The sequence below is a fragment of the Kitasatospora sp. NPDC098663 genome (assembly GCF_044760075.1).
Classification (GTDB): domain Bacteria; phylum Actinomycetota; class Actinomycetes; order Streptomycetales; family Streptomycetaceae; genus Kitasatospora.
Genome location: NZ_JBIWAP010000006.1, coordinates 1 through 25,378, shown reverse-complemented (window position 1 = coordinate 25,378; position 25,378 = coordinate 1). Strand labels below are relative to the sequence as shown.

General features: G+C 73.4%; 25 protein-coding genes and 1 tRNA gene. 10 read left to right on the top strand and 16 right to left on the bottom strand.

All coding sequences use genetic code 11. From position 1 onward, the window contains the following. Nucleotides 1–79: 79 nt before the first annotated feature. The 5 genes from ACIQVZ_RS08165 to ACIQVZ_RS08145 form a co-directional block, all read right to left on the bottom strand. A complete protein-coding gene (locus ACIQVZ_RS08165) occupies nucleotides 80–985 on the bottom strand; it encodes a carbohydrate-binding protein (protein ID WP_402448114.1) in 906 nt (301 codons plus the stop codon). Nucleotides 986–1,050: 65 nt separating this feature from the next. Further along, nucleotides 1,051–1,980 (bottom strand): AraC family transcriptional regulator, encoded by a 930-nt coding sequence (locus ACIQVZ_RS08160; protein WP_402448112.1) that lies wholly within the window; start codon nucleotides 1,978–1,980, stop codon nucleotides 1,051–1,053. A gap of 68 nt (nucleotides 1,981–2,048) precedes the next feature. Then, nucleotides 2,049–2,834 (bottom strand): SCO1664 family protein, encoded by a 786-nt coding sequence (locus tag ACIQVZ_RS08155; RefSeq protein ID WP_350878053.1) that lies wholly within the window; start codon nucleotides 2,832–2,834, stop codon nucleotides 2,049–2,051. A gap of 56 nt (nucleotides 2,835–2,890) precedes the next feature. Beyond that, on the bottom strand, nucleotides 2,891–3,466 hold the full coding sequence (locus tag ACIQVZ_RS08150) for a DUF3090 domain-containing protein (RefSeq protein WP_350878006.1): 576 nt from the start codon (nucleotides 3,464–3,466) through the stop codon (nucleotides 2,891–2,893). Nucleotides 3,467–3,774: 308 nt separating this feature from the next. Next, complete coding sequence (locus tag ACIQVZ_RS08145) at nucleotides 3,775–4,467, bottom strand: histidine phosphatase family protein (protein WP_350878007.1); 693 nt, start codon at nucleotides 4,465–4,467, stop codon at nucleotides 3,775–3,777. Between the two features lie 222 nt (nucleotides 4,468–4,689). On the opposite strand from ACIQVZ_RS08145, the gene ACIQVZ_RS08140 reads away from it, so the two are divergent. Next, nucleotides 4,690–5,673 carry a magnesium and cobalt transport protein CorA gene (locus ACIQVZ_RS08140; RefSeq protein WP_402448110.1) on the top strand — a complete coding sequence of 328 codons (984 nt, stop codon included), beginning with the start codon at nucleotides 4,690–4,692 and terminating at the stop codon, nucleotides 5,671–5,673. 26 nt (nucleotides 5,674–5,699) lie between these two features. On the opposite strand, the gene ACIQVZ_RS08135 is transcribed toward ACIQVZ_RS08140, so the two are convergent. After that, a complete protein-coding gene (locus tag ACIQVZ_RS08135; protein ID WP_402448108.1) occupies nucleotides 5,700–6,746 on the bottom strand; it encodes an LLM class F420-dependent oxidoreductase in 1,047 nt (348 codons plus the stop codon). A gap of 251 nt (nucleotides 6,747–6,997) precedes the next feature. Between ACIQVZ_RS08135 and ACIQVZ_RS08130 the strand changes: the two genes are divergently transcribed. Further along, entirely contained in the window at nucleotides 6,998–7,978 is a 981-nt protein-coding gene (locus ACIQVZ_RS08130) for an aldo/keto reductase (protein WP_350878016.1), read from the top strand. A 49-nt stretch (nucleotides 7,979–8,027) separates the two neighbouring features. Further along, nucleotides 8,028–10,190, top strand: a complete 2,163-nt coding sequence (locus tag ACIQVZ_RS08125; protein WP_402448106.1) for a helix-hairpin-helix domain-containing protein — start codon at nucleotides 8,028–8,030, stop codon at nucleotides 10,188–10,190. Nucleotides 10,191–10,261: 71 nt separating this feature from the next. Here ACIQVZ_RS08125 and ACIQVZ_RS08120 read toward each other — a convergent pair whose 3' ends face one another. After that, nucleotides 10,262–10,867 (bottom strand): hypothetical protein, encoded by a 606-nt coding sequence (locus ACIQVZ_RS08120; protein ID WP_350878018.1) that lies wholly within the window; start codon nucleotides 10,865–10,867, stop codon nucleotides 10,262–10,264. A gap of 366 nt (nucleotides 10,868–11,233) precedes the next feature. On the opposite strand from ACIQVZ_RS08120, the gene ACIQVZ_RS08115 reads away from it, so the two are divergent. Beyond that, nucleotides 11,234–11,443: a DUF5703 family protein gene (locus ACIQVZ_RS08115; RefSeq protein ID WP_033350848.1), complete on the top strand. Its 210-nt coding sequence runs from the start codon at nucleotides 11,234–11,236 to the stop codon at nucleotides 11,441–11,443. 332 nt (nucleotides 11,444–11,775) lie between these two features. On the opposite strand, the gene ACIQVZ_RS08110 is transcribed toward ACIQVZ_RS08115, so the two are convergent. The 3 genes from ACIQVZ_RS08110 to ACIQVZ_RS08100 form a co-directional block, all read right to left on the bottom strand. Continuing rightward, entirely contained in the window at nucleotides 11,776–12,651 is an 876-nt protein-coding gene (locus ACIQVZ_RS08110; RefSeq protein WP_402448104.1) for a chaplin, read from the bottom strand. A gap of 313 nt (nucleotides 12,652–12,964) precedes the next feature. After that, nucleotides 12,965–13,207, bottom strand: coding sequence for a chaplin (locus tag ACIQVZ_RS08105; protein ID WP_402448402.1), 243 nt, complete (start codon nucleotides 13,205–13,207; stop codon nucleotides 12,965–12,967). 249 nt (nucleotides 13,208–13,456) lie between these two features. After that, nucleotides 13,457–14,788, bottom strand: coding sequence for a M20/M25/M40 family metallo-hydrolase (locus tag ACIQVZ_RS08100; protein WP_350878021.1), 1,332 nt, complete (start codon nucleotides 14,786–14,788; stop codon nucleotides 13,457–13,459). 291 nt (nucleotides 14,789–15,079) lie between these two features. On the opposite strand from ACIQVZ_RS08100, the gene ACIQVZ_RS08095 reads away from it, so the two are divergent. Next, a tRNA-Leu gene (locus ACIQVZ_RS08095) sits at nucleotides 15,080–15,167 on the top strand. A 219-nt stretch (nucleotides 15,168–15,386) separates the two neighbouring features. Here ACIQVZ_RS08095 and ACIQVZ_RS08090 read toward each other — a convergent pair. Together ACIQVZ_RS08090 and ACIQVZ_RS08085 are read right to left on the bottom strand one after the other, a co-directional pair. Then, complete coding sequence (locus tag ACIQVZ_RS08090; protein WP_402448101.1) at nucleotides 15,387–17,063, bottom strand: DUF6297 family protein; 1,677 nt, start codon at nucleotides 17,061–17,063, stop codon at nucleotides 15,387–15,389. Nucleotides 17,064–17,068: 5 nt separating this feature from the next. Beyond that, entirely contained in the window at nucleotides 17,069–17,767 is a 699-nt protein-coding gene (locus ACIQVZ_RS08085; protein WP_350878030.1) for an ATP-binding cassette domain-containing protein, read from the bottom strand. 371 nt (nucleotides 17,768–18,138) lie between these two features. On the opposite strand from ACIQVZ_RS08085, the gene ACIQVZ_RS08080 reads away from it, so the two are divergent. The 5 genes from ACIQVZ_RS08080 (at nucleotide 18,139) to ACIQVZ_RS08060 (ending at nucleotide 21,848) form a co-directional block, all read left to right on the top strand. Continuing rightward, complete coding sequence (locus tag ACIQVZ_RS08080) at nucleotides 18,139–18,351, top strand: hypothetical protein (RefSeq protein WP_402448100.1); 213 nt, start codon at nucleotides 18,139–18,141, stop codon at nucleotides 18,349–18,351. Further along, nucleotides 18,348–18,878, top strand: coding sequence for a hypothetical protein (locus ACIQVZ_RS08075; protein WP_402448098.1), 531 nt, complete (start codon nucleotides 18,348–18,350; stop codon nucleotides 18,876–18,878). The genes ACIQVZ_RS08080 and ACIQVZ_RS08075 overlap by 4 nt, the downstream gene beginning before the upstream one ends. A gap of 17 nt (nucleotides 18,879–18,895) precedes the next feature. Beyond that, nucleotides 18,896–19,534 (top strand): flavoprotein, encoded by a 639-nt coding sequence (locus ACIQVZ_RS08070; protein WP_402448096.1) that lies wholly within the window; start codon nucleotides 18,896–18,898, stop codon nucleotides 19,532–19,534. A gap of 73 nt (nucleotides 19,535–19,607) precedes the next feature. Continuing rightward, on the top strand, nucleotides 19,608–21,089 hold the full coding sequence (locus ACIQVZ_RS08065; RefSeq protein ID WP_402448094.1) for a phytoene desaturase family protein: 1,482 nt from the start codon (nucleotides 19,608–19,610) through the stop codon (nucleotides 21,087–21,089). 87 nt (nucleotides 21,090–21,176) lie between these two features. Then, nucleotides 21,177–21,848, top strand: coding sequence for a prolyl oligopeptidase family serine peptidase (locus ACIQVZ_RS08060; RefSeq protein WP_350878038.1), 672 nt, complete (start codon nucleotides 21,177–21,179; stop codon nucleotides 21,846–21,848). 25 nt (nucleotides 21,849–21,873) lie between these two features. Here the strand turns inward: ACIQVZ_RS08060 and ACIQVZ_RS08055 are convergent, their stop codons facing one another. The 4 genes from ACIQVZ_RS08055 to ACIQVZ_RS08040 all read right to left on the bottom strand — a co-directional run. Continuing rightward, nucleotides 21,874–22,596, bottom strand: coding sequence for a DUF2278 family protein (locus ACIQVZ_RS08055; protein WP_402448092.1), 723 nt, complete (start codon nucleotides 22,594–22,596; stop codon nucleotides 21,874–21,876). Between the two features lie 228 nt (nucleotides 22,597–22,824). Beyond that, nucleotides 22,825–24,210, bottom strand: coding sequence for a chloride channel protein (locus ACIQVZ_RS08050; protein ID WP_402448090.1), 1,386 nt, complete (start codon nucleotides 24,208–24,210; stop codon nucleotides 22,825–22,827). Between the two features lie 204 nt (nucleotides 24,211–24,414). Further along, the gene (locus tag ACIQVZ_RS08045; protein WP_402448088.1) at nucleotides 24,415–25,206 is read right to left on the bottom strand and encodes a TetR family transcriptional regulator; all 792 of its coding nucleotides are present in this window, start codon (nucleotides 25,204–25,206) and stop codon (nucleotides 24,415–24,417) included. 76 nt (nucleotides 25,207–25,282) lie between these two features. Next, a partial coding sequence (locus ACIQVZ_RS08040; RefSeq protein ID WP_157849844.1) for an acyl-CoA dehydrogenase family protein occupies nucleotides 25,283–25,378 on the bottom strand: 96 nt, incomplete at its 5' end.

Sequence of the window (25,378 nt, the reverse complement as noted above, 5' to 3'; positions counted from 1 at the left end):
CTTTCGGACACGGTTGAGCGCCCGGTCGACCCTGCCGCCGACCGGGCGCCCGGCACCCCGGGGGACGCGGCCGGAGCCGCTACGACCGCTGCCAGAGGGCCGGCACGTTCGGCGGCTCCCAGCCCACCATGGCGGTGTGCGCCTGGAGGCAGAGGTAGGAGGCGCCGGAGTAGGTGACGCGGTCGCCCGCGTTGTACGAGGCCCCCGGCTTCCAGCTGCCGCTCGGCGGCGTGGGCGTTCCGGTGGGCGTTCCGGTCGGCGTGGCGGTGGGGGTCGGGCTCGGTGTGCCCGGGGTCTGCGGCACGTCCAGGACGAAGTCGTAACTGCCCTCACGGCCCGGGCCGTTCTGGCGGACGTTCATCAGCAGCCGGGCGTCGTAGATGGTGTCCGTGCTGTTGCGCGGCTCGCCGGGGAAGTAGAGCTGGGTGGTCAGCACCGGGCGGCCGGGCGCCTGGAGCTTGACGTGGAGGTGCCGGGTGCGGCCCGGGTAGAGGCCGGGGACGATCGTGTCCAGCTTGAAGGCGCCGTTCGCGTCGGTGAACTGGTGGCCGCGGAAGGTGAACCCGGTGTTGTCGTAGGCGCCGTTGTCGTCGGCCTGCCAGAAGTCCAGCAGGACGCCGGAGATCGGTCGGCAGGCGCGGCCGAAGACGTAGCCGCTGACGGTCAGCCGGGTGCCGGGGCCGTCGTTGACCATGGAGCTGCGCAGTGGGGAGTTGGGCTTGAAGTAGGGGCCCTCGGTCTGCTCGATGGTGGGGTCGTCGCCGTCGTGGCACTCGGGGGTGAGGCCGGGGGGCCGGCCGGTGCCGGCCTGCTCGCGGGCCAGCGCGACGCCGCCGCCGACCAGCAGCGGGGCGGCGCCGAGCGCGGCGGCGGCCTTCAGGACGGTCTTGCGGCTGATCATGCCGTCGGGCGTGGGCATGCGCCCTCTCCTTCGGGTGGGGGGTGGGGTGGATGTGGGGGACGGCCCTTGCCATGGTGGGGGCATGACAAGGGCCGAACCGGCCGCCCGTCCGCGCGCGCCGGACCGGCCACCGGTGGCCACCTGCAAAGTTACGGGCAGTCCGGGGCCGCCGCGATGGACGCGATCCGGGGATCGTGGTGATTTCCGTCGACCCGGGCCCGGAACTCCCCCGGTGTCATCCCGGTCTCCCGCCGGAAGAAGCGGCAGAAGTAGGCCGGATCGGCGAAGCCCGCCTCCTTCGAGACCTGACGAATCGTCAAATCCGTGCAGGCCAGCAGCCGTTTGGCCTCCAGGGTCTGCTGCCGCCGAATCAGCCCGCCCGGGGTGCGACCGGTCGCCTGCTTGACCAGGGTCTGCAAGTGGCCCGGTGAGACGCCGAGTTCCTGCGCACTGGACGCCACCGAGTACCGCACCCCGCCCGGGCCGGCGATCAACCGGGTGAAGGCGGAGGCCACTTCGGTCGGTCGGCCGGGCGGCGACTGCCGTTCCCCCGGCCGGCCGGCACGCAGCGCCCGGACGATCAGGATGTGCAGGCTGGCCCGCAGCACGCCCTGGTAGCCGGGCTGCCTGGAGCAGTACTCGTGTTCCATGTCGGCGAGCAACGCGCCGATCGGCCCGGCCTGTTCGCCGAGCCCGAGCGCGGGGCGGGTGGCCAGGGTGCGCAGCGCGGCGAGGTCCTGCGGGTTCCGGAGCAGGAAGTCCTCGTTGAACAGGACGACCTGGCCGGTGAGTTCGTCCGCGTCCGACCAGTAGTGCACCTGGCCGGGTGTGATCACGCACAACTGCGGTGGTGCCAGCGGCCGGTGGACCAGGTCCAGGACGTGGGCGCCGCGGCCGCCCGTGACGTGGACGATCTCGTAGAACGAGTGCCGGTGCGGGAAGCCCGCCCGGGACAGCGGGCCGATCGTGTCGAAGCTCCCGATGGCGAACGGGAGCAGGTGCGGCAGCGGGACCTGTAGCCGGTGCAGCGGCAGGTCCGGCGTGGTGCGGGGGGTGGGGGTGGTCCGTAACGCGTCCATCGGAGCAGTGTGCTGCCGGTTCGCGGACAGGTCCAGACCATCAGCTCGGCCCGAGCCGATCCGTACCCCTAGACCGGCGGCCAGGGGATCGAGGGCCAGTCCTCGGAGGGCAGCGGGTGCCGGCCGGTGCGGCGCAGCCCGGCCACCCGGGCGCGGGTCGCCTCCAGTTCGGCGGCGGTCAGGTGCGGGGCGAGGCGCGCGGCCAGCTCGCCGTCCAGCCGCTCGGCGAGCCGGGTCAGCACCTCCAGCGCCTCGGCGGGCAGCGGCTCGCCGGCCCAGCCCCAGAGCAGGGTGCGCAGCTTGCCCTCGGTGTTGAAGGTGACGCCGTGGTCGATGCCGTAGACCCGGCCGTCGGCGGCCGGGATCAGGTGGCCGCCCTTGCGGTCGGCGTTGTTGAGCACCGCGTCCAGCACGGCGAGCCGGCGCAGCCGCTGGTCGTCGTGGTGCACCAGCAGCGCGGTGCGTCCCCCGCCGACCTCGGCCCGCACGATCGGCAGCCAGCCGTGCTCCGGGCCGCGCGGGTCCTGGAGGGCCAGCAACGGCTCGGCCTGCGGATCCGGCTCGACCCACAGCTGCACCATGCCGGGCCCGTGCGGCCCGTCGCGCAGCACGGTCGGCGGCACCAGCGCCCACCCGGTCGCGGCGGACACCTCGTACGCGGCGACCTCGCGCCCGGCCAGCGTGCCGTCCGGGAAGTCCCACAGCGGGCGCTCCCCGGCGACCGGCTTGTAGACGACCTGCGCGCTCAGCGAACCGTGCGTGGCGGTGCAGTACAGCGCGGCGTTGGACGCCTCGGTGAGGCGCCCGTGCACCGTCAACTCGCCCTCGCGCAGCAGCTCCAGCGCGGTGGGCACGTCGGCGGCGAGGGCGGCGGCGGCCGCCGGGTCCGCCTGGGGCGGGGTCTCGGTGTTCAGCGCCGGTAGCCGTTCGCGCGCGGGCACAGGTGGCCCTCCGGGTCGAGCGGCAGGTTGCAGAACGGGCAGGGCTTGCGGCCGGCCGAGACCAGGTCCAGCGCCCGCTTGGCGAACACCCGGGCCATCGCGCCGGACAGCCGCACCCGCAGCATGTCCGGACCGTTGTCGTCGTCCTCGAAGACCGCCGCGGCGCTGTCCTCGTCCTCGTCCTCCTCCACCTCGATCAGCGCCTGCGCCTCGACCACCAGGCAGCCGTCCACGCTGTCCCAGGCCAGGGCCATGGTGCCGACCCGGAACTCCTGCTCCAGCGGCAGGTCCAGCGGCGCGGTGTCGAGCAGGTCCTGCGGGGCGGCGGCCGGGATGGAGACGTCGCCGCCGCTGCGCCGCAGCGCCTCGTCCAGGACCTCGTCGATCCGCTCGGCGAGCGCCGCCACCTGGGTCTTCTCCAGCAGGACGCTGGTGATCCGGCCCCGGGCGCTGGCTTGCAGGTAGAACGCCCGGGCGCCGGGCTGGCCGACGGTGCCGGCCACGAACCGTTCGGGCTGGTCGTAGAAGAAGACCTGACGGGGCACGCTCTCGCTCCGGATCGTGTCGGTCGTGGGGATCACAGGGATCGTTCGGACGTCATGGCTCGGGCTGCCGTACGACGGCCCGGGCGCGGGCTCGCCACGCGGCGGGGCTCGTTAGTCACCCTACGACCTCCGGGCCTCCGCAGGGGAGCCGAGCCGCAGTGGCACCGGCCAGCTCAGGCCGTGCCGCCGGCCGCTGCGGGGCGGGGTGCGGCGGCTCCCCCGCCACGTGATGCGGCTCCGGGCCGGGTGGCGCCGGTCAGGCCGGGGTCGTACCAGGCGGGTCGGGCAGGTCGGGCGGAGCGAGCGTCTCAGGTGGTGCCGCCGACCACCGCGTCGCCCGCCGGGGCGGCCGGGGCCGCGCCGGGCCTGGGCGCGAGCGAGCCGAGGTCACCGGTGTCGCCCATCCTCAGGACGAAGGGGCGCTGCGGGGTGTAGCGGATCGCGGTGACCGAGCAGGGCTCGACGCTGATCCGCTGGAAGTGGTCCAGGTGCAGGCCGAGGGCGTCGGCCACCACCGCCTTGATCACGTCCCCGTGCGAGCAGGCGAGCCAGACCGCGTCCGCGCCGTGCTCGGCGGCGATCTTCTCGTTCCACTCCCGGACCGCGCCGACCGTCCGGTGGCTCAGCTCGCGCAACGACTCCCCGCCGGGGAAGGCCGCGGCGGCCGCGTGGTCCTGCACGGTGCGCCAGAGCGGTTCCTTGGCCAGCTCGGCCAGCGGCCGGCCGGTCCACTCGCCGTAGTGGCACTCGCCCAGCCGCTCGTCCTCGGCGGGCGGGCCCAGCTCGGGCCGGGCCGCCAGCAGCGGCTCCAGGGTCTGCCGACAGCGCTCCAGCGGGCTGCTGACGGCCTGCACCAGCGGGATCCCCGCGAGCCGGCCGGCCAGCGCGGCGGCCTGCGCGCGCCCGGTGTCGTCGAGGTCCACGCCGGGCGTCCAACCGGCCAGGATTCCGGCGGTGTTCGCGGTCGAGCGGCCGTGGCGGACGAGCAGCAGGGTGGGCATGGGGCTCAGCCTACGGCCTCCGGGCGCGGGCGTGGAGTGCCGGTGCGGGGTACGGGCATCGCGTGCGGGCACGGAGTGCGGGCGTGGGGTGCGGGCGTGAGGTGCGGGCGTGAGGTGCGGGCGTGAGGTGCGGGACCTCCTGAGCCGCCGCCGGCACCGGCCCGCGACGCCGTCCTGGCCCGGCTCCGCCCCGGGCACCCCGCCCCGGGCCACAATGGCCCGATGATCGTCCACTGCGCCAGCTACCACGACGGCCACCGGATCGAGGCCCCCGACGACCTCGCCGGCGCGCTCGCCGCCGCCCGCGCCGCCGGGCCCGGCGGCTTCGTCTGGATAGGCCTGTTCGAGCCCACCGCCGAGGAACTCGACCACGTCGGAAGGGAGTTCGCCCTGCACCCACTGGCCGTCGAGGACGCCGTCAGCGCCCACCAGCGCCCCAAGATCGAGCCGTACCAGGGCTCCCTGTTCGTCGCCCTCAAGACGCTCGGCTACCACCCCGGCGCCCACGCGGTGACCATCGGCGAGGTGATGGTCTTCCTCGGCGCGGACTTCGTGATGACCGTCCGGCACGGCGCCGACACCCCGCTCTCCGGCCTGCGGGCCCGGCTGGAGAAGCAGCCCGAACTGCTGCGCTACGGGCCCAGCTCGGTGCTGCACTCGGTCTGCGACACCATCGTCGACGGCTACATGGAGGTCGCCACCGGGCTCCAGTCCGACCTGGACGAACTGGAGGCGGACGTCTTCGCCCCCGGCCGGGTCGGCCGCGACACCGCCGGCCGGATCTACGGCTACAAGCGCCAGGTGATGACCGTCCGCCGCGCCACCGGCCCGCTGCTGGAACCGACGCTGCGCCTGGCCCGCGGCGGCGAACCGTACATCCGCCCGGAGACCCTGCCCTACCTGCGGGACGTCGCCGACCACCTGGCCCGGGTGACCGACCAGGTCGAGGGCATGGACCGGCTGCTGTCCGACATCCTCAACGCCAACCTGGCGCAGGTCAGCGTGCAGCAGAACAACGACATGCGGAAGATCTCGGCCTGGGCGGCGCTGGCCGCCGTGCCGACGATGATCGCGGGCGTCTACGGGATGAACTTCGAGGACATGCCCGAACTGCACCAGCCCTGGGGATACCCGGCGGTGCTGTCGCTGATGGCCGCGGTCTGCATAGTGCTGCACCGGGTGTTCAAGCGGCACGACTGGCTGTAGTGCCGCTCGACGGCCCCCCCCGGCGGCTACGCGAGGCCGGCGCGCTCCAGCGCCTCGACGCCGGTGCGCAGCGCCTGGATCCGCTCGTCCAGGGTGAAGCCGGACGGGGCCAGGGTGAGCGTGGTGACGCCCGCGTCGGCGTAGGCCTGCATCCGGTCGGCGATCCGGGCGGTGTCGCCGATCAGCGAGGTGGCGTCGATCAGGTCGTGCGGGACGGCGGCCGCGGCGCCCGCGTAGTCCTTGGCCAGGTACTTCTCCTGGATCTCGTCGGCGGCCTGCTCGTAGCCCATCCGCCGGGCGAGCTGGTTGTAGAAGTTCTTCTCCTTGCTGCCCATGCCGCCGATGTACAGCGCGGCGTAGGAGCGCTGGGAGTCGACGCCGGCCTTGATGTCCTCGCCGACCGCGATGGTGACGGTCGGGCACAGGTCGAAGCCGTCCAGGCCCTGCCCGGTCTTGGCGCGGCCGGCCTTCAGCGGGTCGAGGGAGAGCGCGGCGTGCTCGGGCGAGAAGAAGATGCCGAGCCAGCCGTCGGCGATCTCGCCGGTCTGCTCCAGGTTCTTCGGGCCGATCGCGGCGATGTACAGCGGGATGTGCTCACGCACCGGGTGCACGGTGAGCTTGATCGGCTTGCCGGGGCCGCCGGGCAGCGGCAGCGTCCAGTTCGCGCCCTCGTGGACCAGCCGCTCGCGCGACATCGCCTTGCGGATGATCTCCACGTACTCGCGGGTGCGGGCGAGCGGCTTGTCGAACTTCACCCCGTACCAGCCCTCGGAGACCTGCGGGCCGGAGACGCCGAGGCCGAGCCGGAAGCGACCGCCGGACAGGGTGTCCAGGGTCGCCGCGGTCATCGCGGTCATCGCCGGGGTGCGGGCGGGGATCTGGAAGATGGCCGAACCGACGTCGATCCGCTCGGTCTTCGCGGCGACGAAGCTCAGCACCGTCGCGGCGTCCGAGCCGTACGCCTCGGCCGCCCAGCACACCGAGTAGCCGAGCCGGTCCGCCTCCTGGGCCACGGCGATGTTGTCGGCGTCCATGCCGAGACCCCAGTAGCCGAGGTTGATTCCGAGTCGCATGTGCCGAACCTTCCAGTCGGTGAGGGTTGGTGGCGAGGGTAGCCGCGCACTCGCCGGTCATGCTACTGACCGGTAGTGGTGGTCTGGGTCACACCCGCCGCCACCCGGGCCCAGTGATCGTTCTGCGGGTCGCCACCCCTGCCCGGACACCGGCCGCTACGCTCAGCCGACGTGGGGAGCGCTCTCCCCACCTGCGCGTTCTCAGGGCTACCGGGGCGCCCGGTGCCACCGGCCAGTGGAGGGCCCGTCCGATGGAAAAACGTCACCTCGGCCGTACCGGCCTCCAGGTCTCCCGGCTCGGCCTCGGCACCATGACCTGGGGCCGCGACACCGACGAACACGAGGCCGCCGAACAGCTCAAGGAGTTCGTCGACGCCGGCGGGACCCTGCTCGACACCGCCGACGTGTACGCCGACGGCGGCGCCGAGTACCTGATCTCCCGGCTCACCGACAGCCTCATCCCCCGCTCCGAACTCGTCATCGCCACCAAGGCCGGCAGCGTGCCGGAGTCCGCCCGCCGCTTCGACGGCTCCCGCGGCCACCTCCTCGCCGCCCTCGACGCCTCGCTGCGCCGGCTCGGCACCGACTACGTCGACCTGTGGCAGGTCCACTCCTTCGACCCCATGACGCCCGTCGAGGAGACGCTCAGCGCCCTCGACATCGCCGTCTCCTCCGGGCGCGCCCGGTACGTCGGGGTCTGCGACTTCAGCGGCTGGCAGCTCGCCAAGGCAGCCACCTGGCAGCGCGCCCACCACGGGCGCACGCCGCTGGCCGGGGCCCAGCTGGAGTACTCGCTGCTCCAGCGAGGCATCGAGCGCGAGGCGCTCCCCGCCGCGGCGGACGCCGGGGTCGGGCTGCTCGCCTCCTCGCCGCTCGGGCGCGGGGTGCTCACCGGCAAGTACCGGCACGGCGTCCCGCAGGACTCGCGCGGCGCCTCGCCGTACCTGTCCGGGTTCGTCCAGCCGTACCTCGGGGAGCGCTCCCGGCGGATCGTCGACGCCGTCGCCACGGCCGCCGACGGCCTCGCCAGCAGCCCACTCGCGGTCGCCCTCGCCTGGGTCCGGGACCGGCCCGGAGTGGCGAGCGCGCTGGTCGGGGCCCGTACGGTGGCACAGCTGCAGGCGGCGCTGTCGGTGGAGGCGCTTACGCTTCCGGGTGAGATCCGTGGTGCGCTGGACGACATCTCGTCGCCGGTGCACCGCTACCCGGACCAGGGGTGGAGCGAGCTGTAGCCCCCCTCGTCCAGCTGAAAACGCAGTGGAGTGACTCTTGGAGCGGACGATGAGTGACACGGAGAACGGCGCTCCGGAGGAGACCTCGGCAGTCTCGGTGAGCCCGGCGGAGTCGGCCGGTCCGGCGGAGAAGGCGAGCCCCTTGGAGACGGCGAGCCCGGCGGAGAAGGCGGCGGCGATCGCCGAGCTGGCGCAGCGGATCCGCAGCGTCGGCCCGCAGGCCGCACCGCCGGAGGGCGAGGGCCGGCCCGCGGCTCCCGAGGGCGCCATGGACGTCAAGGACGCCAAGGCTTCGGCCTCCGCGCAGCCCGACCAGCAGCGCGCGCAGGCGCTCAAGGACACCGCCGAGGTGCTGGCCGCCGGGGGCGCCCCGGCCGATCTCGCCGCCGCCGCGGTGGCCGAGTTCGGCGACGGCGCCGCCGAACAGCTGCGCTCCGACCCGTGGGCCGTGCTGTCCCTGCCCGGCGTCCGCCCCGAGCACGCGGACGGCTTCGCCCGCGGCCTGCTCGGCCCCGCCGCCGGCCCCGGCGACCCGCGCCGCGCCCAGGCGCTGGTGCCGTGGCTGCTGGAGCAGGCGGCGCTGCGCGGCCACTCCGCCGTCGAGGTCGCCGAGATCGCGGCCGGGCTCGACCGGCACGGGCTGCCGGACTCGGCCGCGGCGATCCAGGCCGCCGTCCTGGACGGGCGCGCGATGCCGTTCCAGGAGGAGCTGACCGGTCCCGAGGCGCACGCGGCGGGCGGCGACGAGGACGAGGAGCCGCCGACCCGGACGCTGCTCGCCCTGGAACGGCTCGCGCTGGCCGAGGAGAGCCTCGCGGACGGACTGGTCCGGCTGATGTCGACCTTCGTGCCGGGCGAGGACCCGGAGCCGGGCGACGAGGACGCGGCAGAGGACGCCGGGACGGCGGAGGACTCCGAGTCCGCGGCCGACTCCTCGTCGGCCTCCGGTTCCGAGACGGGCTCCGACTCAAGCGCGGCCCCCGCGGAGCCCACGGCGGAGGACGCTCCGCAGGCCCCCGCCGCGCCCGGCCCGGCCGCGTGGGCGGCTGCCGGCGAGGCCGCGCCGTCCTCCTCCGCGACCGCCCTGATCCAGGCCGTCGCCGACAGCGCCCTGGTGCTGCACACCGGCGGCGAGGCCGCCCGCGCCGAACCCGCCGCGCTGCTGGCCGCCGCCGGCGGCCTCGGACTGCGGACCTGGGCCGCCACCTGGACCGACCAGGGCCGGGAGTCCTTCGCCGCGCTCACCGACACCCCGGCCGCCGTGATCACCCTCGCCGACCTGCTCTCCGGCGCCGCCGGGCCGGGCCGCGCCTCCGACGGCACGCTCGCCCTGGACGTCCTGGTCGTCCTCGACGCCCCGCTGCTGGACGTCGAACTGGCCGCCACCGTCCTGGAGTCGCTCGCCGACGGCACCCGGCTGGTGCTCAGCGGCGACCCCGGCCAGCTCTGGTCGGCCGGCCCCGGCCGGTTCTTCGCCGACCTGCTGGCCGCCAAGGTCTGCCCGGCGGTCGCCTCCCGCACCCCGGACTTCGGCCCGATCGGCGAGCTGGTCTCCGGCGTCGGCATCGGCGAGCTCCAGCCCGTCGAGGCGCCGGACAAGGAGGTGGTCATCCTGACCGCGAAGGACGGCGGCGAAGCCGTCCACCGCGCCCTCCAACTGCTCACCGACTCCATCCCCCGCGCCCTCGGCATCCCCGCCGAGCAGGTGGTGCTGCTCACCCCGGGACACGGCGGCCCGGCAGGCACCCGGGCGCTGAACGCCGCCGCGAAGGCCCGGCTCAACCCGGGGCCCGGCCGGTTCGGCGGCTTCGACCCGGGCGACCGCGTGGTCGACTCCCCGGCCCCCGGCGTCACCCGCCCGGCCCGGGTGCTGGACGGCGACGCCACCGGCCTGCACCTGGCGTACGCGGACGGCTCGCGCCGGACCGTCCCGCCCGCCCAGGCCGGCCGGCTGCGGCACGGCTGGGCGCTGACCGTCCACCAGGCACTCGGCCGCCGCTGGCCGGGCGCGGTCGTGGTGCTCCCGGAGGACGCCGGCCCGGCGCTCACCCGGCAGTGGGTCTACACCGCCTTCGGCCGCGGCGAGCGGCACCTGTCCGTGGTGCACGCGGCGGGCCCGGCGCTCGCCCAGGCCGTCACCGAGCGCCCGGCGCAGCCGCGCACCACCCGGCTGCGCGCGATCCTCGCCGAGAACGCCGCCTCGGCGTACTAGGAACGAAACGCGCGGAGGGCGGGCCCCCTACAGGTGGGGCCCGCCCTCCGGGTGTCTGCGCGACGAACGGTTCAGTCGTCGGGGTCCTCGTCGTCGTAGACCTCGCTCACGTCGAACCGGCAGATCAGCATCTGCGGGTCGGCGTGCTCGAAGGGTTCCGGCAGCCACTCCCCCGGCTCGGTCGGCTCCGCCGCCGCGACCCAGAGCGTCGAGTCCGCCTCCTCCAGGCCGAACTCCTCGCTGCGGGCGGCGATCTCGTCCGGCTCGTACTCGCCGAACAGCACACCGATCGCGGCGTTCACCCCGCTGGTGCCGCCCCCGCCGGGGGTCAGCGACTCGTCGAGCCGCTCGGCCTGGGCGCGCAGCCGCTTGGGGTCGGCGACGTGGTAGTCGCGGCGGATCAGCACGCTGATCGCCTCCGGCTGTTCGGGGCCGTGGTAGCCGCCGGGACCCTCGTCCCCGGGGATCTCGAAGGGGGTGACCTCGTCGTAGACCTCGTAGAGGATCTGGTCGTAGGCGATGGCCGCCGTCGCGAGCTGCTCGTAGGCGGCGGTCACAGCGGGATCATCCGCTGCGCTGGGGCTCGACACCGCTTCCAGATGACGGTCGATGGCGGCCTTGACCGCCTCGGCGGCGGCGCGTACCTCGGCAATGGTTGGCTGCGCGGCATCAGACATGGTGCAGACGCTATCTCCCCGCGGTGTCGCTACGCACAGCGGTTGTCACCTACACCCGCGATTTCACCGCAACTTCCCCCCTGATGTCCGATCCGCGTGGTTCTGTCCCCGCGCATGCCCGGCGCGAAGGGCGTGCGACCGGGCCGCGCGGGGCCGATCGGGTGCCGCTTCGCGCGCCGGGATCGGGGTATCCCGTCCGGAGGAACAACGAAACTGATGCACTGTCAGACGGGCCGGCGAGCCCCGGCCGGTCCGGGGCGTCCCGCCGGGTCGGACGGACGGCCGGGAGGACGTCCGGAAATACCCGGGCCGACTGTCCGAGGCAGGTCGTAGGCTTGCGTGCAGGTGATCCTCAGGAGGAGCGTTTTGACCCCACCGAAGCCGGTCCGGCAACCGGAGTACGAGTACCAGTCGCTGCGCATGCCGCGCGGCACCACGCGCAATGCGGCACGCCAACTGCTCACCGAGCACGCCGAGTACGGGCACTGGGAGCTCGACCGGCTGAGGCTGTTCCCCGACGGGAGCCGGACGGTCCGGCTGAAGCGGCGGATCATCCGGCAGGTCCGGAGCTGGTGACGGGCGAGCATGCCTGAGCCCACCCGCCGCCGGGGGGGATGGACGGGCGGGGCGCCTGGGCGGGGAAGATCCAGACGGGCGGCGGCCGGGTCGGGGGCTCCGGATCGGGGAACTTCGGGCCCGGGAACGCCGTCGCGGTGGCGATCTCACGCAAGGCTTTCGGGCCGGGGCTTCACGTCACGTCAGGCCTTGATGCGGGCTTTCACGCCGGGCCTCCGCTCGCCCGCGACCGCCCGTACCTCCAGGCGGCCGCGGGCGCGTCACACTCCGGCGTCGTGCTCCGGCAGCGCCGCGGGGGGTGCGGCGCTGCCGGAGTGTGGCCTGCCGGTGGCTCAGCGGGCGCCGGCGCGGGCGCGGCGGTAGAGCACGCCGCCACCGAGCAGCAGGGCGAGGCCGGCGGCGCCGAGCAGTTCGACGTCACCGGCGCCGGTGGAGGCCAGCTGGCTGCCGGCGGCGCCGCTCGGCGCGGAGGCGACGGCCGGGGCTGCGGTGCGGGCCGCGACCTGGGCGACCTGGCCGCTCGCGGCCGGGGCGACGGCGGGGGCCGAGTGTGCGCCGGCCTCGGGGGTGGTGGACGGGCCGCCGTTGCGCGGGTAGCCCGGAGTCTCCCCGCCGGCCTGCGGCGGGACGGACGGGCTGTGCTTCTCGGGGCAGTCGTCCGCCGGCTTCGGGGTCGGGGCGGGCTGCGCGGTGTTGGCGCAGTCGTTGCCGAAGGCCGGGTTCCCGACACCGACCACGTCGACGGAGTTGCCGCAGGCGTTGACCGGGACGTGCACGGGGGCCTGGATGCTGTTGCCGGAGACCACGCCGGGCGAGTTGGCGGCGACGCCGGAGGCGGACGTGCCCGAGGCGGAGGATCCCTGGCCGGAGCCGCCGTTGGCCCCCGGGCCGGTGTGGGAGCCGGAACCGGTATGGGAGCCGGAGCCCGCGTGGGATCCGCCCGGCTTGGCGGCCTCGGGGTGGCCGCTGACGTTGGCGCAGTGGTTCCCGTAGGACGGGTTCAGCACGCCGATCACGTCGACGGTGTTGCCGCAGGCGTTGATCGGCACCTCGACCGGCACCTGCACCGAGTTCCCGGAGGCGACACCCGCCGATCCGGCGGCACCTCCCTGGGCCTCGGCGCCCGCGTAGGCGTAGCCGGCGGTCGAGGCCAGGACACTGCCGGTGGCCACGACCGTGAGGATCCCCTTCTTGGCTACATTCCTCATCTTTTCCCCTGACGTATCGAGAACGACGTGACGACCTTGACGTAAATACCGTCCGAAAGTCGGAATTTCCGCATATGCGGATATCCGGAAAGGTCTTCGACTGCACAGGAGTTAACGAGAGAACGGCGGGGAAGTTGAGCCGAACGAACCAACTTCACCCGATCGAGCGATTGCCCCCTTGTTTACCTCTCCACACCCAGCTCCCCGCAGCCAGCTCCCCGCGCTCCGCATGCAAGCGGCCCCCGGGCGGCGCGTCCGCCGCCCGGGGGCCGAATGAGTCGGCTCAACGAGCCTCAGCAGCTCGGAGCGTGACTCAGAAGTTGGCGCAGTGGTTGCCGAACGCCGGGTTCAGCACACCGATCACGCTGACGGTGTTGCCGCACAGGTTGACCGGGACGTGCACCGGGATCTGCACCTGGTTGCCGGCGACGACACCCGGGGAGCCGGCGGCCACACCCTCCGCGCCGGCACCGCCGTGAGCGGACGCGACACCGGCGGCGGCGATCACCAGGCCACCGGTGGCGGCGGCAACAGCGGCGATCTTCTTGACCTTCATCATTCCTCCTGTATGGACAACGCAACCCGTTCGGCGGGTTGCACAGGGATGAACGAGGGTGTGGCAAACGGGGTACGGAACAGATTTGCCATTCACTCGCAACGGTGACAGTCCGCACATACGGTCGATCCGCATTTCCTTGCAGGATCGTTTCTGTTGATCTCCTTTGCCCTGTCCCAAATCATTAGCTCGGACAATGCGGACGGCCCGCCCCCGGCACTCCGGGAACGGGCCGTCCACCCAAGGTGCTCAGCAGGCGTCGAGGAACCGGTCCAGCACCCGGACGCCGAACTTCAGCCCGTCCACCGGCACCCGCTCGTCCACGCCGTGGAACATCCCGGCGAAGTCCAGCTCCGGCGGCAGCTGCAGCGGCGCGAAGCCGAAGCAGCGGATCCCGAGGTCCTGGAACGACTTGGCGTCCGTCCCGCCCGACAGGCAGTACGGCACCGCGCGGGCGATCGGGTCCTCCGCCCGCAGCGCCGTCTGCATCGCCTCGACCAGCGCGCCGTCGAAGGTGGTCTCGACCGCCTTGTCCGAGTGCAGGCTCTCCCGCTTCACGCGCGGACCCAGCACGCTGTCCAGCTCCGCCAGGAACTCCTCCTCGTAGCCGGGAAGGAAGCGCCCGTCCACGTGCGCGGTGGCCTGGCCGGGGATCACGTTCACCTTGTAGCCGGCGCCGAGCATGGTCGGCTGGGCGGTGTTGCGCAGCGTGGTGCCGATCATCTTGGCGATGCCGCCGAGCACCCGCAGGGTCTCGTCCATGTTCTCCGGGTCGAGCTCGACCCCGAGCGCGTCCGACAGCTCGTTCAGGAACGCCCGTACGGTCTTGGTGATCCGCAGCGGGAACTTGTGCCGGCCGAGCCGGGCGACCGCCTCGCACAGCTCGGTGATCGCGTTGTCGTCGTTCTCCATCGAACCGTGCCCGGCGCGGCCCTCGACCGTCAGGCGCATCCAGTGCATGCCCTTCTCGGCCGTCTCCACCAGGTACAGCCGCACCTGGTCGTTGACCGTGAAGGAGAAGCCGCCGACCTCGCCGATGCCCTCGGTCACGCCCTCGAACAGCTCCGGGTGCTTGTCCACCAGGAACCGAGCCCCGTACGTGCCACCGGCCTCCTCGTCCGCGACGAACGCCAGCACCAGGTCGCGCGGGGGCTTGCGGCCGGTGCGCAGCCGGTCGCGGACCACCGCGAGGGTCATCGCGTCCATGTCCTTCATGTCGACCGCGCCGCGCCCCCACACGCAGCCGTCCGCGATCTCGCCCCCGAACGGGTCGTACGTCCAGTCCGCGGCGTTGGCCGGCACCACGTCGGTGTGGCCGTGGATCAGCAGGCCCGGGCGGGAGCGGTCCTCGCCCTCGATCCGCACCACCGTCGAGGCCCGCCCCTTGGCCGACTCGAAGATCTGCGGCTCCACCCCGAACTCCGCGAGCTGCTCGGCGACGTACTCCGCCGCCTTGCGCTCCCCCGGGCCGGAGCCGTCCCCGTAGTTGCTGGTGTCGATCCGGATCAGATCGCGACAGATCCCGGCGACCTCCGACTCAGCCGTCGCCCTCGGCCCCGCCGACTCGCTCCGCTCGCTCACGGTCACTCCTCGTCTTTGGCCCGCACCGACGCACCAGCGCGCCACCCCCAGGACCTGCACCCGGGCCGTACGAGCACGTACGCCCATCCTCCCCCAGCCCCCGACCCGGATCCACCCCCTGCGCGCCCCCGAAACCCCCTGGTCACGCCCCCGCCACACACTCCCCCTTGCCCCCGCCACCACCCCCGCACCCCGGCCCCGAACCGTTTTGGGACCCCAAGCCGATCTTTGCTACAGTTACATCTGTCAGCGCGGCCGACGAGAGAACGGAAGCCGCAAAGACAACACCCGGTCCGGGTGGCGGAATGGCAGACGCGCTAGCTTGAGGTGCTAGTGCCCTTTATCGGGCGTGGGGGTTCAAGTCCCCCCTCGGACACCAGCAAGACCCCTGTTGATTCAGGGGTCTTTTGCTTTTCCCGGCCGTCGTGTGACCAACCGCGGGGCCGGCGGCCCGGCGGGTGGTGTCGGGTGGTGGTGGGGATCTCCGTCGGGGCGTCGCGGCGTCGTGGCGTCGGGTGCGACGGGGGGCGGCCGACCTTGTGGGGCCGGTCGATCCGATGTGATGGCGGGTCGGCCGGCCCTTGGTGCGGGGTCGAGGTTATCGGGTGTGGAGGCGGTGGGCGGTGCGCCGGACCCACCAGAGGGCGGCTGCGGTGACGGCCAGGGTCCAGGCGAGTTGTGCCGCGGTGTACGGGTGGCCCTGGGCTGCGGAGCGGGCGAGCGGGAACAGGAGGGTGCCGACCGCCAGGGGGCCGCGCAGGTACCAGACCGCCACCTGGCCGGGGCCGGTGTTGCCCATGGGGGTGTTGACACCGATCGTCAGGTGCATGGGCACGACGCCCCGGTAGGAGCTGACCAGCGCGGCCGCGGTGAGTGCGGGTACGGAGACGAGGAGCGGGAGGAGTCCTGCGGTGTCCCGGCCACCGAGCGCGCACGCCAGTGCGCCGGCTCCGGTGAGCGCGAGGAGGAGGCCGCCGGGCACCGCCGAGTGCTGGAGGGCGAGCGACGTGAACGTCCAGGGCAGGTTGGTGGAGCGTCGCGGGTCGTCGCTCTCCAGGCGGGCCGGCTCGGTGAGTTGAGCGGCCGCCAGGTATTCGGCGACCAGGGACAGTACGACGACGATCTGCTGCGCGGTCGAGGTGAAGGAGGGGTCGGCCGCGGTCAGTGCGACGGCGGTCCCGCTCCAGGCGACGGCCCACCCCAGGCGGCGGGGGTTGCGCAGCAGGCAGGTGAGGTCGCGCCACGGGACCAGCAGCAGCCGGTGCCGCGGCATGGGGAGGCGGAGCCGGGGGGTGCTGCGCCGCGCCTTGAGCCGCGGCACTCCGGAGCGGGCCTGGCGGAGGTCGAGCATGAGGACGGACGTGCTGATCTGGGCGGCGACCGTCGCGCGCAGCCTGAGGGCGGCCTGCGGGATCGCGGGCAGTTCCCGCCAGGCGAGGACGAGGGCGACAGCCGGGGTGCCGACCGACAGCACCGTGCCGACGGCGCCCGCCGTACCCACGAGGCCGAGCGCCCACAGGAGCGGTTGGGACGCCCACCCCCACGGACCGGACCAGAGCAGGAGGTCCTGCGGCCAGCCCGGCCGCCCCTGCCTCCATGCCGTCCACACGCCGGCGGCGGCGGCCGCGGCGAGGAGCCACCCCGCGGCGAAGACCCTGCGGCCGTACCGGGACATCCACTGGTCGTTCCGCTCGACCAGGACGCCGACCGCGCTCGTGGTGAGCGCCACCGAGACGCCCGTCCAGGAGCCCGCGAGGGTCAGCAGGATCCACGACTGCGGGGCCAGTCCCTGCAGCAGGAAGCCCGCGACCGCGCCGGCGACTCCGCTCACCACGCAGGCCAGCGCCACCGAGGACCGCAGCCCCGGTGCGAGCAGGGCTCGCCGGTCGACGGCCGAGGGCAGCAGGAAGCCGGTCGTGGCCCGGTCCAGCAGGACCGGGCCCCGCCACATCGCTCCCCGGGCGGTGAGCAGCAGCGCGAGGACCAGCACCGTCGGGATCAGCGCCAGGAGCGTCGCGGACGCCTGTTCCCCGATCTGCACGGGTGGCCGGTCGGCCGCCCTGGTCGAACTCGTCCACTGGAGCAGGGCGGGGACGCCCCAGCAGCCGCCCACCAGGAGGACGGTGTAGGCGATGAACCACGCGCTCCTGCGCTTCTCCTGGCGCGTACCGCTCCGGGCTTCGCGCAGGAACAGCAGGGTGTCCGCGGTGCAGTCCCCCGACCTGTCGGGCACCCGCGTCCTCGCCCCGGTCGCGGGTGCCACGCTGTCGCTCAAGCCGCTCATCCTTCCCCCTGCACCGCCCCGAACGGGCCCGAGTGCCCCGCACGCGAGCCGACTTCGACGATCTGGTCCGCGACCTCGTTCAGGGCCCGGTGGTGGGTGGCCATGAGGACGGCCGTTCCGCGGTCGCGGTGCTCCGCGATCAGGCGGGCGAGGGCGGTCCGGGCGTGGGAGTCGAGCCGCTGTTCGGGCTCGTCGAGGATGAGGAGGTCGTGCGGCCGGATGAAGGCGGCGGCGAGGAGCAGCGCCTGGGTCTGCCCGGAGGACAGGGCCGAGGGGAACTGTTCGGACTGCGCCGTGAGGCGGTGCGACTCCAGTGCCCCGTCGACCGCGGCATCGGCTCCGGCACCCATGCCGTGCGACAACGCCACGAGCCGCAGGTGCTCCCGCACGGTGAGGTCCGGATAGAACGCACCGGGGTCCATCACCGACGCGACCCGCTTGCGCACGTCCAGGGAATCCTCGTGGATCTCTTCCCCGTCGAAGACGACCGACCCTGCGGAGGGTCTCTCCCGGCCGGCCGCCACGCGGAGCAGCGTGCTCTTGCCCGACCCGTTCTCCCCGACCAGGGAGACGCACTCACCACGGTGAACGCGCAGGGAGACCCGGTCGAGCACGGTGCTGTCACCGTACGTGTGTGTGACGTCGACGAGTTGCAGCAGCGGTGCGTCCGCCGCCTTGCCGGTTTTCTTTTTCAATCGACGAGCCGTCTTCTCTCGGATGATCGAAACGTTCATTTTCACACTTTTCTGAACATTGGGCCGATCATAGCAAGGCGTCCCAATCCTGCAAAGCCGACCCAAATACACCCTCCGGTCGACCTCGGCCCCGACTCCGAGGCCGTCAAGTCAAATGGGGTGATTCGCGGCCATACGGACTGTTCGGCGGAATCCGCCGCCCGCCCCACCTCCCGATCAAGGCCTGACCTGCGATATCAATGATCAAATACAGAAACACCCGGGGCTCCACAACAAAAGGGGCATTGTGCAGAATTCACGGGATGTCCACCTACAATGGAATTGGTCAATTTCTTCGAAATTATCCGCAACCGATTCGCATTGCGCACACCATGACACATCAAGGGCCTTCCCAGGACTTCGTGGCCGCAGGGCCGCTGCGGCGCGTCGTCATATCGGCCGCCGACAACACCGAGCAGCAGCGCAAGCTCAGCGAGCGGGTCGCCGCGGACTTCCACGTCGTCCCGGCGAGCAGCCACCGGTCCATCATCGCCAAGCCCGCCCTGGCGCAGCAGACGGCGGCGATCATCCTGGAGAACTCATGAGCGCGTGGCGCAGGGCCGTCGCGTCCCTGGTCAAGGCCGCCCTGGTGACGCACGTCGTGCTGACGGTCTTCGAGAACCTGCCCGACGACAAGCTGCCGATCAAGATGCGCCTGCCGTTCTTCCCCGACCTGCCGCAGTGGCGCTTCTTCGCCCCGAACCCCGGCATCGAGGACCTGTACGTCTTCTACCGCACGCGCGCGACACCCGCGGACGGCTGGACCACGTGGGCCGACCTGGCCATGCGGAACGAGGCGAAGCCGCTCGCCGTGCTGTGGAACCCGGGGAGCCGGGTTCCGAAGGCGCTGTTCGACATGGCGTCGCAGGTGCGCACGCTCGCCTCGAACGGGGCCATGTTCGAGTGGATGCTGAACAGCGACGGGTACAACCTGATGGCCGGGGCCGTGCGGGACGCGTGCAGGAAGAACGGCGGGTCCGGGGACTACCAGTTCATGATCGTGGCGTCCGTCCCGACCGAGGGTGCCGACGGGATCAAGCCCATCATGATCTCGCCCGAACTCGCCCTGTGAACCGGGGGAATACCGAGATGCCCGAAAACACCGGAAACAGCGGAAGTGCTGGAAACCTCGGAACCGCTGGAAACAGCGGAAATCAGGAGATCCCCGATCTGGGCGAGAAGCGGATCCTGTTCATCGTGACCGGATCCATCAACGCCGCGCTCACGCCGTACTGGCTGCACTGGCTGCGCCAGTCGTTTCCCCGGATCACGAGCGATCTCCTGGTGACCAGGTCCGCACAGCGTTTCGTGACGCTCGACGCCCTGCGCCGACTGGTGGGCGGCGACGTGTGGACCGACGACTACGCCGACCCCTCCCTCCCGGAATCCGCTCACGTGGAGATCGGCGCACGCGTCGACGCCTTCGCCGTCTTCCCCGCGACGCTCGATTTCGCCATGCGGCTCGCCGCGGGAAACTGCAACACCCCCGCCACCATGGCGTTGCAGATCACCGAGAAGCCGATCGTGCTCGCCACCGCCTTTCCGGCCGGAAATGCCGTCGTCGAACACAACATGGAGCTCCTGCTGCGGCGCCCGAACGTCTCGGTCAGCCGGACCGTCGCGGCGTACAGCGTCGGGAAGCGAAAATGGGAGGGCGAGACCGGCTTCTACCTGCCGTCGGTCCTGAAGGAGCTGGAGGGAATGTTCGACGCGGAGGACCGCCGGTAGCGCCTGCTCCCGGCAGCCACTCCGCCCGTGGAATCCCGCGCGGCGGACCGAGCACGAACGAGGCGGGCCGAGCATGGAACGGAACAGCGACGTCGCGGTCGTGGGCAGCGGGCCGAACGGCCTGGCGGCGGCCGTCACCTTCGCCCGCGCCGGACTGCACGTGGACGTCTACGAGAGCCAGGACGAGATCGGCGGCGGTCTGCGCACCCACGCCCTCTTCGACAGCGACGTACGGCACGACATCTGCTCCGCCGTCCATCCGATGGCCGCCGTCTCGCCGTTCCTCCGCCGGTTCGACCTGTCGGCCCGCGGCATCGACCTGCTCCGGCCGGAAGCGTCCTACGCCCATCCGCTGGCGGACGGGCGAGCCGCCGTGGCGTACCAGGACCTCGACCGGACCTGCGACGCGCTGGGCCGCGACGGCGCCGGCTGGCGGCGGTTGATGGCGCCGCTCATCGGCCGCAGCACCGAGATCGGGGAGCTCTTCCTCTCCGACTTCCGCTCCGTCCCCACCTCCCTGCGGACTCCGGCGATGCTCGCATGGCGGTCCCTGGTCCACGGGACGGCGCTCGCCACCCGCCGGTTCGCGACCGACGAGGCGGCCGCCCTCCTCGCCGGGGTGGCCGCGCACGCCGTCGGCAGGCTGCCCAGCCTCGTCGGCGGAGCCGTGTCGGTCTTCCTCGGCCACCTGGCGCACAGTTCGGGGTGGCCGGTGCCGCGCGGCGGGAGCTCGGCGATCGCGGCCGGCCTGGCCGAGGACATCCGGCGCCACGGCGGGCAGCTCCACACCGGTGCGCGCATCACCGACCTGGCGCAGGTGCGCGGTTCGCGCGTCGTCATGTTCGACACCGGGCCGAAGGAGTTCTCGGCCGTGGCGGGCGAGCGGCTGCCCGCCGCCTACCGGCGACGGCTCCGCAGGTTCCGGTACGGGCCCGCGGCGGCCAAGGTCGACTTCCTGGTGTCCGAGGCGATCCCTTGGCGCAACGCCGACGTGGCCAGGGCCGCCACCGTGCACCTCGGAGGGTCGCAGGCGCAGATCTACCGCCGGGAGTCCGGGGTCGCCCGCGGTGTCGACGCGGGCGACCCCTTCGTGCTGCTGGTGGATCCCGGCGTCGCCGATCCCGACCGGGTCCGCGCCGGGAAGCGGCCCGTCTGGGCCTACGCGCACGTGCCCAACGGGTACGCGGCGGACCCCACCGGCTCCGTCACGGCACAGATCGAGAAGTACGCGCCCGGGTTCGCCGAGACGGTCGTCGCCGCCCGGAGCACCAACGGCGTCCAGTACGAGGCGTACAACCCGAACTACGTCGGCGGGGACATCGGGGCCGGGGCCCTGACCCTCGGCCAGCTGCTCATGCGCCCCACCCTCCGGTGGAACCCGTACGCGACCCCGCTGCCCGGCGTCTACCTGTGCTCCGCGTCCACGCCGCCCGGTCCGGGCGTCCACGGCATGAGCGGCTACCTCGCCGCCCTCTCCGCACTCCGCAGGGAGTTCGGCATCGCCGCGCCGCCCTCGCTCGGGCCGCGTCCGGCGTCTTTGCGACGTGAACCGTGACGGCGGCGTCATCAATCGGAGAGGCTGCTCCGGAAGGGTGGTGGCGGGTCCGCCCCGTGGAACCCCTGACGCTTTTGGAGGAGACCGATGTCCGCACCTGTTCAGCACCACCGGTTCGCCGTCGACGAGGACGGCAACGACCTGGGGTACGCCCTGTCGCTGCCGGACGGGTACGACGAGGGCCCCGGGCCGTGGCCGCTGCTGCTGTTCCTGCACGGCGCCATGGAGCGCGGTGAGGACCTGGACGCCCTCGCCGTGCACGGGCCGGTGCGGCAGATCGCCGCCGGGGCGAAGCTGCCGTTCGTGGTGGTGGCCCCGCAGTGCCCGGCGCACAGTTCGTGGGTCGCGGAGGTGAGCGCGCTGGCGGCCCTGGTCGAGGAGGTGGCGCGGACGTACCGGATCGACCCGGACCGGCGGTACGTCACCGGGCTGAGCATGGGCGGCACCGGCACGTGGGCGCTCGCCGCCCGGTACCCGCGCCGGTTCGCCGCCGCCGTGCCGATCTGCGGGTCCGGGCTGAGGGAGGCTGCGCCGCGGCTCGCCGCCCTCCCGGTGTGGGCCTTCCACGGCGGGGAGGACGACGTCGTCCCGGTCGCCCACACCGAGCGGGTGGTCGAGGCGCTGCGGGAGGTGGGCGGTCCGGTGCGGTTCACCCGCTACCCGGGGGTCGGCCACGACTCCTGGACGCGGACGTACGACGACCCCGAGGTCTACGCCTGGCTGCTCGCCCAGTCCCGCCGGTCCCACAGCGCGGGCTGAGGCCGCCGGCGGGCCCTGGCGGGCGCTACTGCTGGGGGCCGGTCGCCTGACGGGGCCCGGTCCGGGGGCGGGTGGGGTGCGGGACCGACGCGGGCAGGGCGTGTCCGGTGCGGTCGTCGGTGTGCCAGGACTGCGACTGGAAGGCCAGGAACACCGCCGCCCACCGGCTCTCCGCCGGCAGGTGGATGAGCAGCGCACCGTCCTGGTAGACGCCGTCGTCCGTCCGGAACCGCCCGCTGTTGCCCTGGTTCATGTGCACGTCGTGCACGCCGTTGCCGGGCAGGAAGCCGAACACCTTGTCCGGGACTCCGGGTTCGGGCCCGAACCGCTGCCCGAAGACGTACACCGCGGCCGCCGGGTCGGCGATCGCCCGCTGGACGTGCTGGTCGAGCACGTCGGCGAGGTCGTTGTCCGGGCCCGGGAGATCGGGCGGCAGGACGTGCATCGCCGCGGGGTCGAACAGGCGCCCCCGGACGAAGTCCAGGCTCGCCGTGCCCGGCCGGGACGCCAGCGGGTTCCAGCCGCTGCCGGCCGGCGGGAGGAGGTCGGTGACGGGGTGCCGGAAGTCCTCGACCGCGAGGTAGCGCAGGTCGGCGGGGGCCTGCTGGGAGAGGACGTTGACCGCCGCGCGGTAGTCGGTGCCCCCGGCGTCGCGCAGGTGGATCTGGTAGTGCGGGGTGTCGGTGGCGCCCTCGCGGCGCCGGTCGACGGCGGTGGCGGCGAGCACGCCGTAGTCGCTGATCGGCATGGGTGTGGTTCCTCGGTTCCCTGGCTGCTGGTCCTGGTGCCCCGCCGGTCGGTCGGTCGGGGTCCCTCCGTTATCGCGCACACCGCCGACCGGGTGCCGCGGAATCCGCAGTTGTTCATCTGCCGTCTCCCGAAGGGATTTTCGCGCCGCAGAACGTTGACGTCGGGGCGCCGGCGTCCGGCGACCGGCGACCGGCGACCGGACGAGGGCTGGACGAGGGCGGGCCGGTCAGTCGGCCGGGGCCGGCCGAGGTCGGCCGGGCAGGGCGCGGACGCGTCTCGACCGTCCCCGGACCAGCTCGCCGGTGACGAAGGCCGTCACCGCGGCGACGATCAGCAGCGGCATCGCGTCGGCGGCCTGGCCGCCCAGCAGCGCCGCCGCCAGCACCGTGCTGGTGACCGGAAGCCGGGTGACGGCCGCGCCGGAGGCGGCCAGTCCGGCGGCCAGCGCGGGCGCGGTGCCGAAGCCGGGCAGCGGCGCGCAGGCCGCCCCGAGCGCGGCACCGATCAGGATCGCCGGGAAGATCGGGCCGCCGCGCAGGCTGCCCAGGGCGATCCCCCAGCCGACCGTCTTGCACAGCACCAGGGCGAGCAGCGCGCCGATCGGCCAGGCCGCCGGGTCGGCCGCCAGCGCGCCCAGGGTGGCCTGTCCGGAAAGCGCGGCCTCCTCCGGGGAGCGACCGGTGAGCAGGGCGTACGCCGCGAGGCAGGCTCCGACGGCGATCGCGCACAGCACCGTCCGGACGGCGGTCCGACGAGCGGTCGGCACCGGCCGGGGGCCGTCCGGATCACCCGTGGTGAAGGCCTTGACCCGCCGACCGAGGGCCTGCCCGGCCACGCAGACCACGGCGATCACCACCGCCAGCGGGACACCCCAGAGGAAGTCACCCGGGTCCGGGACGCCGCTCTCGGGCACCCGCGGCAGCGAGAGCGCTCCGATCGACAGCCCGGTCCAGTGGCCGAAGCCCGTGAAGACCAGCGCACCGACCCCGCTGGCCAGCAGGCAGGGCAGGATCAGGGCGGTCAGCTGCGGGCCGCCCAGCCCGGCCGCCTCGATCATCATCACGCCCGCCACCAGCGGGCTGCCGAAGATGGTGGAGATCGCGGCCGCCGCCCCGGCCGTGCCCAACACCGGTACCAGATCCTGGTGTTGGGACCGCCTGGCGGATCGGACGGCGAGCAGTGCGAGGCCGCCGCCGATCGCCATCAGCGGCGCCTCCGGGCCGAGCACCGCGCCGAGCGGCAGGCAGGCGAGCGCGGCCAGCACCACGCCGGGAACGGCGCCCGGCGGGGTGGGTGGGCCGCCCAGCCCGTCCACCGGGACGTGGCCGCCGCGCCCGGGCAGCCGGGTGACCACGGGGGCGAGCAGCAGGCCGGCCAGCAGCAGCGCGGGCAACGGCCACCACCAGGGGGCGCGGTCGAAGCCGGCGGCGACCGGCAGGCTCTCCCAGACCCAGCGCTGGAGTTGGTGCTCCAGGCCGACGAAGCCGAAGGCGACCAGCGAGACCGGGGCACCGATCAGGACGGCGACCAGCAGCAGGCCGGGGTAGCCCTTGCCGAGCAGCACCTGGCGCAGGGTGGGGCCACCGTCCTGCTGCTGGGGCGTCCCCGGCATCGCCGCTCCTTCGCGCTCCCGGGGCGCGCGGCCCCCGTCCTGCGACCGAGTCTCGCCCGGGGCCGGGCGGCCCGCACGGCGTGCGGGCCGTCAGCCGGGCGCCGGACGAGCGGAGTTGCGCCGTTCGGGTGGGAACGCCCTCCGCGGCGGGTCGGCGTCGGCCGGAGCGGTTCGGCGTCGGCGGACGGAGCCGGTGGACGGCGGTCAGAGCCGGTGGACGTCGCCGAGCGCGCTCTCGATGCCCTGGACCATCCGCCACAGCGGCGCCCGGCGGCTGGCGACCAGCACCACCACATCGTCCGCCCCGGACTCCCCGGGCTCTCCGGACTCCCCGCCCGAGCCGCCCGAGCCGCCCGAGCCGCCCGAGCCGTTCTCGCCGCCCGGCCGGTCGTTCCAGGTGCCGGTGACGAAGGCCATCGCCGCGTCGACCTCGACCACCCAGTCGCTCTCGCCGCCCGAGCGCAGCCAGGTGCGCAGGGCGTGGTTGTGCGCGGCGACGACGGCGGCGGCGGTCACGTCGGCGCGCAGCGGGCCGTCCGGCCGGTCGGCGAACCGGCCGCGCAGGTAGGCCGCGAGCGTGTGCTCGTAGCGCCAGACCACCGAGAGCTCGTACGCCCGCAGGCCGGGGACCTTGCGGGTGAGGCGGTAGCGCTGGACGGAGAAGGAGGGCTGTTCGGCGTACATCCGCAGGACGAGCCGGGCCGCGTCGCAGGCGTGCTTGACCGGGTCCTCCTCGCCGGTGCCGGACTCCAGGAACTCCGTCATCTCGGCGAGGCTGCGCTCGTGGTCCGGGAAGACCACGTCCTCCTTGGCCGGGAAGTAGCGGAAGAAGGAGCGCCGGCCGACCCCGGCGAGCGAGACGATGTCGTCGATGGTGGTCTGCTCGAAGCCGCGTTCCAGGAAGAGCTCGAAGGCCGCGGCGACGAGCGCCTCGCGCATCGCCGGCTTGGCGGGCCCGTCGTTCATGGGCAGGTCCTGCTCTTCCTTCTCGCTCATTCCCGGAACATAGCATCGGCCCCGAACGGCCGGACCGGGTGCTCGGCCCGGCCGTCGGTGCACCTCGCAGGCGCTGTTACGGCAGGTTGCGGGCCATGACGATGCGCTGGACCTGGTTGGTCCCCTCGTAGATCTGGGTGATCTTCGCGTCCCGCATCATCCGCTCCACCGG

Coding starts and splice junctions, on each gene's coding strand:
- ACIQVZ_RS08165 (WP_402448114.1), bottom strand. CDS start 985: ATGCCCCCACCATGGCAAGGGCCGTCCCCCACATCCACCCCACCCCCC.
- ACIQVZ_RS08065 (WP_402448094.1), top strand. CDS start 19,608: ATGGAACGGAACAGCGACGTCGCGGTCGTGGGCAGCGGGCCGAACGGC.
- ACIQVZ_RS08045 (WP_402448088.1), bottom strand. CDS start 25,206: ATGAGCGAGAAGGAAGAGCAGGACCTGCCCATGAACGACGGGCCCGCC.
- ACIQVZ_RS08075 (WP_402448098.1), top strand. CDS start 18,348: ATGAGCGCGTGGCGCAGGGCCGTCGCGTCCCTGGTCAAGGCCGCCCTG.
- ACIQVZ_RS08050 (WP_402448090.1), bottom strand. CDS start 24,210: ATGCCGGGGACGCCCCAGCAGCAGGACGGTGGCCCCACCCTGCGCCAG.
- ACIQVZ_RS08120 (WP_350878018.1), bottom strand. CDS start 10,867: ATGTCTGATGCCGCGCAGCCAACCATTGCCGAGGTACGCGCCGCCGCC.
- ACIQVZ_RS08060 (WP_350878038.1), top strand. CDS start 21,177: ATGTCCGCACCTGTTCAGCACCACCGGTTCGCCGTCGACGAGGACGGC.
- ACIQVZ_RS08140 (WP_402448110.1), top strand. CDS start 4,690: ATGATCGTCCACTGCGCCAGCTACCACGACGGCCACCGGATCGAGGCC.
- ACIQVZ_RS08135 (WP_402448108.1), bottom strand. CDS start 6,746: ATGCGACTCGGAATCAACCTCGGCTACTGGGGTCTCGGCATGGACGCC.
- ACIQVZ_RS08160 (WP_402448112.1), bottom strand. CDS start 1,980: ATGGACGCGTTACGGACCACCCCCACCCCCCGCACCACGCCGGACCTG.
- ACIQVZ_RS08055 (WP_402448092.1), bottom strand. CDS start 22,596: ATGCCGATCAGCGACTACGGCGTGCTCGCCGCCACCGCCGTCGACCGG.
- ACIQVZ_RS08145 (WP_350878007.1), bottom strand. CDS start 4,467: ATGCCCACCCTGCTGCTCGTCCGCCACGGCCGCTCGACCGCGAACACC.
- ACIQVZ_RS08125 (WP_402448106.1), top strand. CDS start 8,028: ATGAGTGACACGGAGAACGGCGCTCCGGAGGAGACCTCGGCAGTCTCG.
- ACIQVZ_RS08130 (WP_350878016.1), top strand. CDS start 6,998: ATGGAAAAACGTCACCTCGGCCGTACCGGCCTCCAGGTCTCCCGGCTC.
- ACIQVZ_RS08080 (WP_402448100.1), top strand. CDS start 18,139: ATGACACATCAAGGGCCTTCCCAGGACTTCGTGGCCGCAGGGCCGCTG.
- ACIQVZ_RS08070 (WP_402448096.1), top strand. CDS start 18,896: ATGCCCGAAAACACCGGAAACAGCGGAAGTGCTGGAAACCTCGGAACC.
- ACIQVZ_RS08110 (WP_402448104.1), bottom strand. CDS start 12,651: ATGAGGAATGTAGCCAAGAAGGGGATCCTCACGGTCGTGGCCACCGGC.
- ACIQVZ_RS08105 (WP_402448402.1), bottom strand. CDS start 13,207: ATGAAGGTCAAGAAGATCGCCGCTGTTGCCGCCGCCACCGGTGGCCTG.